The sequence below is a fragment of the Streptococcus sp. NPS 308 genome, from assembly GCF_002355895.1.
Taxonomy (GTDB): Bacteria; Bacillota; Bacilli; order Lactobacillales; family Streptococcaceae; genus Streptococcus.
Map to the genome: position 1 here is coordinate 358,349 of NZ_AP017652.1, position 13,640 is coordinate 371,988.

15 protein-coding genes are annotated in these 13,640 nt (G+C 41.8%); 13 read left to right on the plus strand and 2 right to left on the minus strand.

Features of this window, described 5'->3' with window-relative positions; all coding sequences use genetic code 11:
- Positions 1–211 precede the first annotated feature (211 nt).
- The 11 genes from SNAG_RS01955 to dnaJ all read left to right on the plus strand — a co-directional run bounded on the left by SNAG_RS01955 (position 212) and on the right by dnaJ (position 11,052).
- Entirely contained in the window at positions 212–1,411 is a 1,200-nt protein-coding gene (locus tag SNAG_RS01955) for a phosphoglycerate kinase (protein WP_096406078.1), read from the plus strand.
- A gap of 137 nt (positions 1,412–1,548) precedes the next feature.
- On the plus strand, positions 1,549–2,076 hold the full coding sequence (locus SNAG_RS01960; protein ID WP_096406080.1) for an FUSC family protein: 528 nt from the start codon (positions 1,549–1,551) through the stop codon (positions 2,074–2,076).
- A gap of 76 nt (positions 2,077–2,152) precedes the next feature.
- A complete protein-coding gene (gene glnR, locus SNAG_RS01965) occupies positions 2,153–2,509 on the plus strand; it encodes a transcriptional repressor GlnR (RefSeq protein ID WP_000659541.1) in 357 nt (118 codons plus the stop codon).
- Between the two features lie 36 nt (positions 2,510–2,545).
- On the plus strand, positions 2,546–3,892 hold the full coding sequence (gene glnA, locus SNAG_RS01970; protein WP_042902032.1) for a type I glutamate--ammonia ligase: 1,347 nt from the start codon (positions 2,546–2,548) through the stop codon (positions 3,890–3,892).
- A 112-nt stretch (positions 3,893–4,004) separates the two neighbouring features.
- Positions 4,005–4,325 carry a PadR family transcriptional regulator gene (locus SNAG_RS01975; protein WP_000423976.1) on the plus strand — a complete coding sequence of 107 codons (321 nt, stop codon included), beginning with the start codon at positions 4,005–4,007 and terminating at the stop codon, positions 4,323–4,325.
- A complete protein-coding gene (locus SNAG_RS09990; RefSeq protein WP_049489699.1) occupies positions 4,325–4,900 on the plus strand; it encodes a DUF2812 domain-containing protein in 576 nt (191 codons plus the stop codon). The genes SNAG_RS01975 and SNAG_RS09990 overlap by 1 nt, the downstream gene beginning before the upstream one ends.
- Positions 4,901–4,934: 34 nt before the next feature.
- Positions 4,935–5,450: a DUF2812 domain-containing protein gene (locus tag SNAG_RS01985; protein ID WP_096406083.1), complete on the plus strand. Its 516-nt coding sequence runs from the start codon at positions 4,935–4,937 to the stop codon at positions 5,448–5,450.
- Between the two features lie 160 nt (positions 5,451–5,610).
- Positions 5,611–6,645, plus strand: coding sequence for a heat-inducible transcriptional repressor HrcA (hrcA, locus tag SNAG_RS01990; RefSeq protein WP_061409623.1), 1,035 nt, complete (start codon positions 5,611–5,613; stop codon positions 6,643–6,645).
- Between the two features lie 26 nt (positions 6,646–6,671).
- Positions 6,672–7,187, plus strand: a complete 516-nt coding sequence (grpE, locus tag SNAG_RS01995; protein WP_096406085.1) for a nucleotide exchange factor GrpE — start codon at positions 6,672–6,674, stop codon at positions 7,185–7,187.
- A gap of 471 nt (positions 7,188–7,658) precedes the next feature.
- Positions 7,659–9,482, plus strand: a complete 1,824-nt coding sequence (dnaK, locus tag SNAG_RS02000) for a molecular chaperone DnaK (protein WP_000034683.1) — start codon at positions 7,659–7,661, stop codon at positions 9,480–9,482.
- A gap of 433 nt (positions 9,483–9,915) precedes the next feature.
- Positions 9,916–11,052: a molecular chaperone DnaJ gene (gene dnaJ, locus SNAG_RS02005; RefSeq protein ID WP_001066313.1), complete on the plus strand. Its 1,137-nt coding sequence runs from the start codon at positions 9,916–9,918 to the stop codon at positions 11,050–11,052.
- A gap of 25 nt (positions 11,053–11,077) precedes the next feature.
- On the opposite strand, the gene SNAG_RS02010 is transcribed toward dnaJ, so the two are convergent.
- Entirely contained in the window at positions 11,078–11,365 is a 288-nt protein-coding gene (locus tag SNAG_RS02010) for a hypothetical protein (protein ID WP_000777744.1), read from the minus strand.
- 9 nt (positions 11,366–11,374) lie between these two features.
- A complete protein-coding gene (locus SNAG_RS02015; RefSeq protein ID WP_096406088.1) occupies positions 11,375–11,785 on the minus strand; it encodes an HIT family protein in 411 nt (136 codons plus the stop codon).
- Positions 11,786–11,852: 67 nt separating this feature from the next.
- Between SNAG_RS02015 and SNAG_RS02020 the strand changes: the two genes are divergently transcribed.
- Together SNAG_RS02020 and SNAG_RS02025 are read left to right on the plus strand one after the other, a co-directional pair.
- Entirely contained in the window at positions 11,853–12,584 is a 732-nt protein-coding gene (locus tag SNAG_RS02020; protein ID WP_096406090.1) for an ABC transporter ATP-binding protein, read from the plus strand.
- A complete protein-coding gene (locus tag SNAG_RS02025; protein ID WP_096406093.1) occupies positions 12,581–13,630 on the plus strand; it encodes an ABC transporter permease in 1,050 nt (349 codons plus the stop codon). The genes SNAG_RS02020 and SNAG_RS02025 overlap by 4 nt, the downstream gene beginning before the upstream one ends.
- Positions 13,631–13,640 lie beyond the last annotated feature (10 nt).

Here is a 13,640-nt window from a genome sequence, read left to right on the forward strand (position 1 = left end):
AAAACAAGGTTTGACTGCAAGTCGGTCAGGCCTTGTTTTGATTATTTTATCTTGCTTTGATTACTTATTTGATAAGGTTTTTCTAGATTTGATTTTAAAAAATCCTAATTTCAGTCTCAAGAAAGAACAAGAAAAGTTTAGGCTTTTTCTATCTCTTTTGCTGATTTTGTGATATAATTAACACGTATAAAAAAAGAAGGAGTCATATCTAATGGCAAAATTGACTGTTAAAGACGTTGACTTGAAAGGGAAAAAAGTTCTCGTTCGTGTTGACTTCAACGTACCTGTTAAAGATGGCGTGATTACCAATGACAACCGTATCACTGCAGCTCTTCCAACTATCAAGTACATTCTTGAACAAGGTGGACGTGCAATCCTCTTCTCTCACCTTGGACGTGTAAAAGAAGAAGCAGACAAAGAAGGTAAATCACTTGCTCCTGTAGCTGCTGACTTGGCAGCTAAATTGGGTCAAGACGTTGCTTTCCTTCCAGGTGTCACTCGTGGTGCTGAATTGGAAGCTGCGATCAACGCTCTTGAAGATGGACAAGTTCTCTTGGTTGAAAACACTCGTTTCGAAGATGTTGACGGCAAGAAAGAATCTAAAAACGATCCTGAACTTGGTAAATATTGGGCATCACTTGGAGATGGTATCTTCGTAAACGATGCATTCGGTACAGCTCACCGTGCACACGCATCTAACGTTGGTATCTCAGCAAACGTTGAAAAAGCAGTTGCTGGATTCCTTCTTGAAAACGAGATTGCCTACATCCAAGAAGCTGTTGAAGCTCCAGAACGTCCATTCGTAGCAATCCTTGGTGGTTCAAAAGTTTCAGACAAGATCGGTGTTATCGAAAACTTGCTTGAAAAAGCTGATAAAGTCCTTATCGGTGGTGGGATGACTTACACATTCTACAAAGCACAAGGTATCGAAATCGGTAACTCACTTGTAGAAGAAGACAAATTGGATGTTGCGAAAGCTCTTCTTGAAAAAGCAAACGGTAAATTGATCTTGCCAGTTGACTCAAAAGAAGCAAACGCATTTGCTGACTACACTGAAGTAAAAGACACTGAAGGTGAAGCAGTTGATCCAGGCTTCCTTGGTTTGGACATCGGTCCAAAATCTATCGCTAAATTTGACGAAGCCTTGACTGGTGCGAAAACTGTTGTCTGGAACGGACCTATGGGTGTATTTGAAAACCCTGACTTCCAAACTGGAACAATCGGTGTGATGGACGCTATTGTGAAACAACCAGGCGTGAAATCAATCATCGGTGGTGGTGACTCAGCTGCAGCAGCGATCAACCTTGGTCGCGCAGACAAGTTCTCATGGATCTCTACTGGTGGTGGAGCATCAATGGAACTCCTTGAAGGTAAAGTATTGCCTGGATTGGCAGCACTTACAGAAAAATAAGCTTTCCTAAATGAAACGATGAAAAGAGGAACTTTGTTTCCTCTTTTTCTTGTTGTTTGAATTAAAAACGTTTCCTATCGATTTTGGCTCATAAAATCAACTAATTTATGATAAAATGGAAATAGAAAGTTGAGATTATGGGTTATTTTAAAAAATATAAATTTGATAAGTCACAGTTCAAGCTTGGTCTACGAACCTTTAAAACCGGAATTGCTGTTTTTTTAGTTCTCTTGATTTTTGGATTTTTTGGTTGGAAGGGACTTCAAATTGGGGCTTTGACAGCAGTCTTTAGTTTGAGAGAAAGCTTTGACAAGAGTGTTCATTTTGGGACATCACGCATTCTAGGAAACAGTATCGGAGGTTTCTACGCCCTTGTTTTCTTCCTTTTAAACACTCTATTTCAAGAAGCCTTTTGGGTGACCTTGCTGATCGTTCCAATCTGCACCATGTTAACCATTATGACAAATGTCGCCATGAATAATAAGGCGGGAGTTATCGGCGGAGTTTCGGCAATGTTGATTATTACCCTATCGATACCGAGCGGGGAGACAATTTTGTACGTGTTTGCTCGTGTATTTGAAACTTTTATGGGTGTTTTTGTGGCAATACTCGTAAATTATGATATTGATCGTTTCAGAAATCTTTTAGAGAAAAAAAGAAAATAATGTTACATTTTGTGACATTATTAATTGACGTATAGATTTTTTTAGACTATAATAGACAGAAAGAAGGAAATTGTAAATGAAGGAAAAAGAATTTCGTCGAAATATGGCTGTTTTTCCTATCGGTAGTGTGATGAAGTTGACCGATCTATCGGCGCGCCAGATTCGTTATTATGAAGATCAAGAGTTGATAAAGCCTGATCGAAACGAAGGGAACCGTCGTATGTATTCTTTGAATGACATGGATCGATTGCTTGAGATCAAAGATTATATCTCTGAAGGTTTCAATATTGCTGCCATTAAGAAGAAATACGCTGAGCGTGAGGCGAAATCCAAGAAAGCAGTGAGCCCAACGGAGGTGCGTCGTGCGCTTCATAATGAGCTCCTCCAACAAGGACGCTTTGCTTCAGCGCAGTCACCTTTTGGTCGCGGTTAGTCAATCGCAAGTAGTCAAAAATTAAGGAGTAAACACATGCCAATCACAGCTGCAGATATTCGTCGTGAAGTCAAGGAAAAAAATGTTACCTTTATCCGTCTCATGTTTTCAGATATTCTGGGAACCATGAAAAACGTCGAAATTCCTGCTACAGATGAACAGTTAGATAAGGTCTTGTCAAACAAAGCCATGTTTGATGGCTCTTCTATTGAAGGTTTTGTACGTATCAATGAGTCAGATATGTACTTGTACCCAGACTTGGATACGTGGACAGTCTTTCCTTGGGGAGATGAAAACGGAAGTGTTGCAGGTTTAATCTGTGATGTTTATACAACAGAAGGTGAACCATTTGCAGGTGACCCTCGTGGCAACCTCAAACGTGCTCTTCGTCACATGGAAGAAGTAGGATTCAAATCCTTCAACCTTGGTCCAGAGCCAGAATTCTTCCTATTTAAGTTGGATGAAAATGGGGACCCGACACTTGAAGTGAATGACAAGGGTGGCTATTTTGATTTGGCGCCTACTGACCTTGCGGACAATACGCGTCGTGAAATCGTTAATGTCTTGACTAAAATGGGATTTGAAGTAGAAGCAAGTCACCACGAGGTTGCGGTTGGTCAACATGAAATTGACTTCAAGTATGATGAAGTCCTCCGTGCCTGTGATAAGATTCAAATCTTTAAACTCGTTGTAAAAACCATCGCTCGTAAACACGGTCTTTATGCGACTTTTATGGCGAAACCAAAATTTGGTATTGCTGGATCAGGTATGCACTGTAATATGTCCTTGTTTGATGAGAATGGGAATAACGCCTTCTTTGATCCAAATGATCCAAAGGGAATGCAGTTGTCTGAAACAGCCTACCATTTCCTTGGTGGTTTGATTAAGCATGCCTATAACTATACTGCTATCATGAACCCAACAGTTAACTCCTACAAACGTTTGGTTCCTGGTTATGAAGCGCCAGTTTACATTGCTTGGGCTGGTCGTAACCGCTCGCCACTAGTTCGTGTACCGGCTTCACGTGGTATGGGAACTCGTCTTGAGTTGCGTTCAGTGGACCCAATGGCAAACCCATACATCGCGATGGCAGTTCTTTTGGAAGTTGGTTTGCATGGTATTGAAAACAAAATCGAGGCTCCTGCTCCAATCGAAGAAAACATCTACATCATGACTGCTGAAGAACGTAAAGAGGCTGGAATTACCGATCTTCCATCAACGCTTCATAACGCCTTGAAAGCTTTGACAGAAGATGAAGTGGTTAAGGCAGCCCTAGGTGAACACATCTATACGAGCTTCCTTGAAGCTAAGCGTATCGAGTGGGCTAGCTATGCAACCTTCGTTTCACAATGGGAAGTTGATAATTATTTAGATCTTTACTAATATAGAAGAAAGATTGCCTGAGGGTGATCTTTTTTTTGCATTTTATATCGAACTGTGATATAGTTTATATAACGAATCGCGATGTATCGAACTAAATAGGAGGTGTGGTTAAATGGAATTAACAGATAAGATTAGGCGTGTTTACCTTCCCATGACTGAAACGGGTTTTTATATCTTGTTTTGTTTACAGAAGGAGAACCATGGATATGGTATCACACAAAAGGTCAAGGAGATGACAGATTCGCAAGTTTCGATTAGTCCTGGAACTATGTATGGGACCTTGTCAAAGATGGAAAAGGATGGCTTGATTTTCTTTGTCCGAGAAGAGGAAAAACGGAAAATTTATCAGATAACAGATTTGGGACGCAAAGTCTTAGATATTGAATTGAAACGTATTGAGCGGCTCTATAGAAACAGTCGGGAGGAAGGATGATGGGAAAGAAGGTTATTTATAGAATTGCTACCATTGCGGATTATGATAGAGAGGCTTTATATCTTAGAAAAATGCATGCTGAGGGCTGGAAACTCAAGGAAGTAACCTACTCTATCTTGTTGTTTGCAGTTAAGTATACCTTTGAAAAGTGCCAACCGGAGCAGGTGTCTTATCAGTTAGACTTTTATCCAATGAAAAAATCAGAGAGAGCCTCCTATTTGCAACTGTTTAAAGACTGTGGATGGGAGCATATTACAGACTTTAATGGTTTTTCCTACTTTAGAAAAGTACATTTTGAAATTGAATCGGATGCCGAGTTTGAAATTTATAATGACGCGGCCGGGAAGTTAGCTGTGGTCAAACGGATTTTAATAATGCGTATGCTTCCTATTTTGCTTCTCTTTTTAGCTCTACTACCGGTTTTCTCAAAGTTTGTCAGTGGAGCTAGTTCTTTCAGTTGGGAAGTATTTTTGATTTTCATAATAGATTGTGTTTTATTGATTATTTTTGCGATTCAGATTTCTTATATTTTTTGGAGATTGTTTCAAAAGTGGAAAGAATTATCTGATAAATGAAACAATGCCTGTTTTCTAATTTGGAGGTAAGACAATGAATAGCAAGGTACAATTTCGGATGTTTGGCATTCTTGATTATGATAAGGAAGAAGACTATTTACGTGAAATGTATTTGCAAGGTTGGAGATATAAAACGAGTAGATGGTGGATTTTCTATTTTGAAGAAAGTGAGCCAGATGATGTGATTTACCTTGTGTGTGGTAAACAGTTTTTTAAGAAATATTATCATCAGCTAGAAAGTTTGAAAGATAGAGGTTGGGAGCTTGTAGAGGTTTGTCCGTCTTCTATTTTTCGGAAACCGGCTTCTGAGTTACTTCCGGAGGATCAAGTCTTCTATAGGAATCATCCTCTTAAATGGGAAATGGTGATCTCTAGACTTCGTCCTTCTATAGCTACCCTTTTGGGTGGGCTTGTTGTTTGCTTGGTTCTATATAGAGAAGATCTCTCTTCATCTTTCTTTCTTATTTTCGGTATTTACGGTCTCATGATTTCTTATCTAATCTATGGTTATTTCAGACTAAAAAGGAAATACCAAGTAGATAAAAAGTAAGATTCTAGGTCTTTAGACTGATTTTTAGCACTCTTGACAAAAGAGTGCTAATTTTTTGAGTTTTTGTCTTGACATTCTCTTCTAAGGGTGTATAATAGAATCATGAGTTAGCACTTGTGTGTATCGAGTGCTAATCAATCTGACAGAGAGGAGTGATGAGATGGTTACAGAGCGTCAGCAGGATATTTTAAATCTGATTATTGACATCTTTACCAAAACGCACGAACCTGTCGGATCCAAGGCGCTACAAGAGTCTATTAATTCTAGTAGTGCTACCATTCGTAATGATATGGCAGCTCTAGAAAAACAAGGGTTGCTTGAGAAAGCTCATACTTCAAGTGGTCGGATGCCTAGTGTGGCTGGTTTTCAGTACTATGTGAAACACTCGCTGGCTTTTGATCGACTAGCTGAGAATGAGGTTTATGAGATTGTCAAAGCCTTTGATCAGGAATTCTTCAAACTGGAGGATATTCTGCAAGAGGCCGCCAATCTACTAACAGACTTGAGTGGCTGTACGGTAGTAGCACTGGATGTTGAGCCGAGTAGACAGCGCCTGACGGCTTTCGATATTGTCGTTCTAGGACAACATACTGCTCTTGCAGTTTTCACCCTAGACGAGTCTCGAACGGTTACCAGTCAGTTTTTGATTCCAAGGAATTTCTTGCAGGAAGATTTGTTGAAACTGAAGAGCATCATTCAGGAACGTTTTCTCGGTCACACCGTTCTGGATATTCACTACAAGATTCGGACGGAGATTCCGCAGATTATCCAGCGTTACTTCACAACAACGGACAATGTCATGGATCTCTTTGAACACATTTTTAAAGAAATGTTCAACGAAAACATTGTAGTATCTGGCAAGGTTAATCTCTTGAATTTTGCCAATCTAGCAGCCTATCAGTTCTTTGACCAACCACAGAAGGTGGCCTTGGAAATTCGTGAAGGTCTGCATGAAGATCAGATGCAAAATGTGCGTGTTGCGGACAGTCAAGAGTCTTGTCTGGCAGACCTAGCAGTGATTAGCAGTAAATTCCTCATTCCTTATCGGGGTTTTGGAATTCTAGCGATTATCGGTCCGGTCAATCTGGATTACCAGCAATTGGTCAACCAAGTCAATGTGGTCAATCGTGTTTTGACCATGAAGTTGACAGATTTTTATCGCTATCTCAGTAGCAATCATTATGAAGTACATTAAGATTGAAATCATTAAAGGAGGCGAAAATGGCCCAAGATAAAAAAAACGAAGAAATGAAAGAAGAGGAAGTTGTGGAAACAACTGAAGAAACAACTCCTGAGAAGTCTGAGTTGGACTTGGCAAATGAACGTGCGGATGAGTTCGAAAACAAATACCTTCGCGCTCATGCAGAAATGCAAAATATTCAACGCCGTGCCAATGAAGAACGTCAAAACTTGCAACGTTATCGTAGCCAAGACCTGGCAAAAGCAATCTTACCATCACTCGATAACCTAGAACGTGCACTAGCAGTTGAAGGTTTGACAGACGACGTCAAAAAAGGATTGGAGATGGTGCAAGAGAGCTTGGTACATGCCTTGAAAGACGAAGGAATTGAAGAAATCGCAGCTGACGGCGAATTTGACCATAACTATCACATGGCCATCCAAACTCTCCCAGCAGACGATGGACACCCCGCAGACACTATAGCACAAGTCTTCCAAAAAGGCTACAAACTCCATGACCGCATCTTACGCCCAGCCATGGTGGTGGTTTATAACTAAGATACAAAGCCCGTAAAAAGCTCACAGTAAAAATAGGAGATTGACGAAGTGTTCGATGAACACAAGAAAATCTATCTTTTTTACCCAGAGCTTAGGGCGTGTTCGATTAGGAAATTCTGACGGTAGCTAAAGCAACTCGTCAGAAAACGGCAATCGCTATGGCGTTTGCCTAGCCTCCTTACTAACTCGTAGTCGAAATAATATCGATTTCGACTCCTCGTGTCGTAACATAATAGGAAACTTGTCCGAAATGACAATAAACTATGAAGAAAGTTAAGAAAGTTGTTCAGCTTTGCAATAGTGAGCGAAGCGAACCAAAGGCGATACTCTTCGCCGTGGCGCTATTTGCGCAAACTTTGAGACCTTAGGCTCAAAGTTTAGTCAAAGAGATTGACGAGGTCAAGCTCTGACGGCGCCGCCACTTAAGAAGAGTATCAAAAAGAAAAAAGATAAATTTAAGGAGAAAAACACATGTCTAAAATTATCGGTATTGACTTAGGTACAACAAACTCAGCAGTTGCAGTTCTTGAAGGAACTGAAAGCAAAATCATCGCAAACCCAGAAGGGAACCGCACAACTCCATCTGTAGTGTCATTCAAAAACGGTGAAATCATCGTTGGTGATGCTGCAAAACGTCAAGCAGTTACAAACCCAGATACGGTGATCTCTATCAAATCTAAGATGGGAACTTCTGAAAAAGTTTCTGCTAACGGAAAAGAATACACTCCACAAGAAATCTCAGCTATGATTCTTCAATACTTGAAGGGTTACGCTGAAGAATACCTTGGTGAAAAAGTAACCAAAGCAGTTATCACAGTTCCAGCTTACTTTAACGATGCTCAACGTCAAGCAACAAAAGACGCTGGTAAAATCGCTGGTCTTGAAGTAGAACGTATTGTCAACGAACCAACTGCAGCCGCTCTTGCTTACGGTTTGGATAAGACTGACAAAGAAGAAAAAATCTTGGTATTTGACCTTGGTGGTGGCACATTCGACGTCTCTATCCTTGAATTGGGTGACGGTGTCTTCGATGTATTGTCAACTGCAGGGGACAACAAACTCGGTGGTGACGACTTTGACCAAAAAATCATCGACCACTTGGTAGCAGAATTCAAGAAAGAAAACGGTATTGACTTGTCTACTGACAAGATGGCAATGCAACGTTTGAAAGATGCGGCTGAAAAAGCGAAGAAAGACCTTTCTGGTGTAACTTCAACACAAATCAGCTTGCCATTTATCACTGCTGGTGAGGCTGGACCTCTTCACTTGGAAATGACTTTGACTCGTGCGAAATTTGACGATTTGACTCGTGACCTTGTAGAACGTACAAAAGTTCCAGTTCGTCAAGCCCTTTCAGATGCAGGTTTGAGCTTGTCAGAAATCGATGAAGTCATCCTTGTTGGTGGTTCAACTCGTATCCCAGCCGTTGTAGAAGCTGTTAAGGCTGAAACTGGTAAAGAACCAAACAAATCAGTAAACCCTGATGAAGTAGTTGCTATGGGTGCTGCCATCCAAGGTGGTGTGATCACTGGTGATGTTAAAGACGTTGTCCTTCTTGACGTAACGCCATTATCACTCGGTATCGAAACAATGGGTGGCGTCTTCACAAAACTCATCGACCGCAACACTACTATTCCAACATCTAAGTCACAAGTCTTCTCAACTGCAGCAGACAACCAACCAGCCGTTGATATCCACGTTCTTCAAGGTGAACGCCCAATGGCAGCAGATAACAAGACTCTTGGACGCTTCCAATTGACTGACATCCCAGCTGCACCTCGTGGTATTCCACAAATCGAAGTAACATTTGACATCGACAAGAACGGTATCGTATCTGTTAAGGCTAAAGATCTTGGAACTCAAAAAGAACAAACAATTGTCATCCAATCTAACTCAGGTTTGACAGACGAAGAAATCGACCGCATGATGAAAGATGCAGAAGCAAACGCTGAAGCAGATAAGAAACGTAAGGAAGAAGTTGACCTTCGTAACGAAGTAGACCAAGCTATCTTTGCGACTGAAAAGACAATCAAGGAAACTGAAGGCAAAGGCTTCGACGCAGAACGTGATGCTGCCCAAGCTGCCCTTGATGACCTTAAAAAAGCTCAAGAAGACAACAACTTGGACGAAATGAAAGCAAAACTCGAAGCTTTGAACGAAAAAGCTCAAGGCCTTGCTGTTAAACTCTACGAACAAGCCGCAGCAGCCCAACAAGCTCAAGCAGGAGCAGAAGGCGCACAAGCAACAGGAAACGCAGGCGATGACGTCGTAGATGGAGAGTTTACTGAAAAGTAAGATGCAAAGCCCGTTAAAACCTCACAGTGAAAATAGGAAATCTGACGCAGAAACTTTAGTTTCTAGGAAGATTTGTCTTTTTCACCAAGAGGTTAGGGAGTGCTCGATTTAGCATTACTAGTTTGATTTTTAAAACTCGAACGTCGTAATGATAGGAAGAAATCCAGAGGTTGCAACCCAGCCTCTGTTTTTCGGTAAAAAGAAACTGAACCTGATTTGTTGGGGTTTTGTCTCATCAATATAAAAGAAAGGAATTGAACCCGACCTAAATCGAGGTTTGATTCACAATATCAATAGAAAGGAACAAAGGTGTTCGCAACTGAACACGGGCTACGGACTGTGCCAAAAAGATAGTTTTTTCTAGGACGCACGCGTCCGTCGTTAAAACTCCTATTTTGGCTGTGTCCGTTTGACGCCCTTTGTATCTTGAATTATGAACAATACTGAATTTTATGATCGCCTGGGGGTGTCAAAAAACGCTTCGGCAGACGAGATCAAAAAAGCTTATCGTAAGCTTTCCAAAAAATACCACCCAGATATCAACAAGGAGCCTGGTGCTGAGGAAAAGTACAAGGAAGTTCAAGAAGCCTATGAGACTTTGAGTGACGACCAAAAACGGGCAGCCTACGACCAATATGGTGCTGCAGGTGCCAACGGTGGCTTTGGTGGTGCTGGCGGTTTCGGTGGCTTTGACGGAGCAGGTGGCTTCGGTGGTTTTGAAGATATCTTCTCAAGTTTTTTCGGGGGAGGCGGAGCTTCGCGCAATCCAAACGCTCCTCGTCAAGGGGATGACCTCCAATACCGTGTGAATTTGACTTTTGAAGAAGCCATCTTCGGAACGGAAAAAGAAGTGAAATACAACCGTGAAGCAAGCTGTCGTACCTGTAACGGATCTGGAGCTAAGCCAGGAACAAGTCCAGTCACCTGTGGACGCTGTCATGGTGCTGGTGTTATTAACGTCGATACGCAGACTCCTCTTGGTATGATGCGTCGCCAAGTAACCTGTGATGTCTGTCATGGTCGCGGAAAAGAAATCAAGGATCCATGTACAACTTGTCATGGAACAGGTCATGAAAAACAAGCTCATAGCGTACATGTGAAAATTCCTGCTGGTGTAGAAACTGGCCAACAAATCCGCCTAGCTGGTCAAGGTGAAGCAGGCTTTAACGGTGGACCTTACGGGGACTTGTACGTGGTGGTTTCAGTTGAAGCTAGTGATAAATTTGAACGTGAAGGAACAACCATTTTCTACAAGTTAAATCTCAATATTGTCCAAGCAACTCTAGGAGATACTGTGGAAATTCCAACTGTGCATGGCGCTGTCGAATTGGTTATCCCAGAGGGAACTCAGACTGGCAAGAAATTCCGTCTACGTGGCAAGGGAGCACCGAGCCTTCGTGGTGGTGCTGTTGGTGACCAATACGTTACTGTCAATGTCGTGACTCCGACAGGTCTGAACGACCGCCAAAAAGCAGCGCTTAAAGAATTCGCAGCTGCAGGTGACTTGAAAGTCAATCCAAAGAAAAAAGGCTTCTTTGACCATATTAAAGATGCCTTTGAAGGAGAATAAAGTAAAAAGAGCCAATTGGCTCTTTTTACTTATCCTCAAGCTCCTGTGTTTCTTTTATCACAGCTAGTCTAGTCTGGAAATCTTTTTCCAAGACTTTAAATTTATAGGTTAAATCTTTTTGGTATTCCTTGATAAGGGCTTTTTGTTGGTCGATGATTTGTAGGCTGTTTTGGATGATATCTAAATCATCTTTGATAGCTTGGACGCGGTCAGTTGTATCTAGCACTTCATCCTGAATGGCTTGGCGATTTTTCACGACAAAATAACTTCCAGCTGCAGCTCCTGCGAATAGCAGTAGATTTGATAGTTTCATGGCATCTCCTTAAGCGTTTCTAATGGTTTCAGCGACTTGGGCAAGCTTGTCAAAGTCAGGTTCATGAGTAATAAAGTCAATCTTGAGGTCATCTTCTGCATCGTAGCGAGGAACGAGGTGAACGTGGGTATGAAAGACTGTTTGACCAGCAACTTCCTCACAGTTGGCGATGATGTTCATTCCGGCGGCCTTGGTAGCCTTCATGACTTTTTGAGCCACTGTTGGCACTTGGGCAAAGAGTTGGCTGGCACTTGCGGCGTCCATCTCCAAAAGATTGCGATAGTGTTCTTTTGGTACGACTAAGGTGTGTCCAGGCGTTACTTGAGAGATATCAAGAAAGGCAAGAACCTGCTCATCTTCGTATACTTTTGAAGCAGGAATCTCCCCTGCGATAATCTTACAAAAAATGCAATCTGACATAAAATCCACCTCTACTGTATTGAATTTTGATATAATATAGCTACATTATACCAGATTCGGAGAAAATATGTTAGAAATTAAAAACCTGACAGGTGGCTATGTTCACGTCCCTGTCTTGAAAGATGTGTCCTTTACAGTTGAAAGTGGGCAGTTGGTTGGTTTGATTGGTCTTAACGGTGCTGGAAAATCAACGACTATCAATGAAATTATCGGTCTTTTGACACCTTACAGTGGGGAAATCAAGATTAATGGTCTAACCCTGCGAGAAGATGCGACTAGCTACCGCAAGCAGATTGGCTACATCCCAGAGACGCCTAGCTTGTATGAAGAACTGACCCTCAGGGAGCATATCGAGACGGTTGCCATGGCTTATGGTATTGAGCAAAATATAGCTTTTGAGCGAGTAGAACCTTTGTTAAAGATGTTTCGTTTGGATCAAAAATTAGATTGGTTTCCTGTGCATTTCTCCAAAGGGATGAAGCAGAAGGTCATGATTATCTGTGCTTTTGTGGTGGATCCGAGTCTCTTTATCGTGGATGAGCCTTTTCTTGGTCTGGATCCGCTAGCTATTGCAGACTTGATTCAGCTTTTGGAAGTAGAAAAGCAAAAAGGCAAGTCCATCCTCATGAGTACCCACGTGCTGGACTCGGCGGAGAAGATGTGTGACGCCTTTGTTATTCTCCACAAGGGAGAGGTGCGGGCTCAGGGGAACCTCCAGCAACTCCGCGAGGCTTTTGATATGCCCGAGGCTAGCTTGAATGATATTTACTTGGCTCTGACCAAAGAGGGGGACCTATGAAAGACTTGTTTTTAAGGAGAAAGCAGGCTTTTCGTAAGGAGTGTGTCGGTTATCTGCGTTATGTTCTCAATGACCACTTTGTCTTATTCCTGCTGGTTCTCATCGGTTTTTTAGCCTACCAGTACAGTCAACTCCTGCAACATTTTCCTGAAAATCATTGGCCCATCCTCTTGTTTTTGGGAATTGTATCTGCCTTGCTTTTGGCTTGGGGAGGAATCGCGACCTACATAGAAGTACCTGACAAGCTCTTTCTCTTAGTAGCTGAAGAGGAGGTCAAGTCATACCTCAAAGGGCAGACGGTGCGTTCATTGGTTTTCTGGACAATTGTGCAAACCCTCTTTTTACTCTTGTTTGCGCCATTGTTTTTAGCCATGGGCTATGGCTTGCCAGTCTTTCTCGTCTATGTGCTTTTTTTAGGAGTTGGGAAATACCTAGTCTTTCGCCACAAAGCAAGCAAATTTTTCACTGAAACTGGACTGAACTGGGACTATGTCATTGCCCAAGAAAGCAAGCGTAAGCAAGTCTTACTTCGTTTCTTTGCCCTCTTTACTCAGGTCAAGGGCGTTTCAAATAGTGTCAAGCGTCGCGCTTATCTGGATTTCATCCTAAAGACTGTTCAAAAGGTGCCAGGGAAGATCTGGCAAAACCTCTATCTCCGCTCTTATCTGCGAAATGGAGACCTCTTTGCCCTCAGTCTCCGCCTCTTGCTCTTATCCTTGTTAGCTGTGATCTTTATCGAGCAATCTTGGATCGCGACGGCAGTAGTTGTCCTGTTTAATTATCTTATGCTCTTCCAGTTGTTGGCTCTCTATCGTGCCCTTGACTACCAGTACTTGACCCAGCTCTTTCCTTTAGAAAAGGGTGAAAAAGAGAAGGGTTTGAAACAGATAATGCTCGGTGTTGGAAGTGTCGTTCTTTTGTTGGAATTGCTAGTCGGAGCAGTAGTTTTGCAAGAAAAAATAGCCTTGTTGGCTCTTGTAGGAGCAAGTCTTGTCCTACAATTGTTTTATTTACCTTATCAAGTGAAAAGATTGGTTGACGAATAGACAAAAAACT

Bases quoted from the DNA above. Each gene is read 5' to 3' on its own strand.
- grpE (WP_096406085.1), top strand. From the start codon at position 6,672: ATGGCCCAAGATAAAAAAAACGAAGAAATGAAAGAAGAGGAAGTTGTG.
- SNAG_RS01985 (WP_096406083.1), top strand. From the start codon at position 4,935: ATGAATAGCAAGGTACAATTTCGGATGTTTGGCATTCTTGATTATGAT.
- SNAG_RS09990 (WP_049489699.1), top strand. From the start codon at position 4,325: ATGGGAAAGAAGGTTATTTATAGAATTGCTACCATTGCGGATTATGAT.
- SNAG_RS02020 (WP_096406090.1), top strand. From the start codon at position 11,853: ATGTTAGAAATTAAAAACCTGACAGGTGGCTATGTTCACGTCCCTGTC.
- glnA (WP_042902032.1), top strand. From the start codon at position 2,546: ATGCCAATCACAGCTGCAGATATTCGTCGTGAAGTCAAGGAAAAAAAT.
- glnR (WP_000659541.1), top strand. From the start codon at position 2,153: ATGAAGGAAAAAGAATTTCGTCGAAATATGGCTGTTTTTCCTATCGGT.
- SNAG_RS01960 (WP_096406080.1), top strand. From the start codon at position 1,549: ATGGGTTATTTTAAAAAATATAAATTTGATAAGTCACAGTTCAAGCTT.
- SNAG_RS02010 (WP_000777744.1), bottom strand. From the start codon at position 11,365: ATGAAACTATCAAATCTACTGCTATTCGCAGGAGCTGCAGCTGGAAGT.
- SNAG_RS01975 (WP_000423976.1), top strand. From the start codon at position 4,005: ATGGAATTAACAGATAAGATTAGGCGTGTTTACCTTCCCATGACTGAA.
- SNAG_RS01955 (WP_096406078.1), top strand. From the start codon at position 212: ATGGCAAAATTGACTGTTAAAGACGTTGACTTGAAAGGGAAAAAAGTT.
- dnaK (WP_000034683.1), top strand. From the start codon at position 7,659: ATGTCTAAAATTATCGGTATTGACTTAGGTACAACAAACTCAGCAGTT.
- dnaJ (WP_001066313.1), top strand. From the start codon at position 9,916: ATGAACAATACTGAATTTTATGATCGCCTGGGGGTGTCAAAAAACGCT.
- hrcA (WP_061409623.1), top strand. From the start codon at position 5,611: ATGGTTACAGAGCGTCAGCAGGATATTTTAAATCTGATTATTGACATC.
- SNAG_RS02015 (WP_096406088.1), bottom strand. From the start codon at position 11,785: ATGTCAGATTGCATTTTTTGTAAGATTATCGCAGGGGAGATTCCTGCT.
- SNAG_RS02025 (WP_096406093.1), top strand. From the start codon at position 12,581: ATGAAAGACTTGTTTTTAAGGAGAAAGCAGGCTTTTCGTAAGGAGTGT.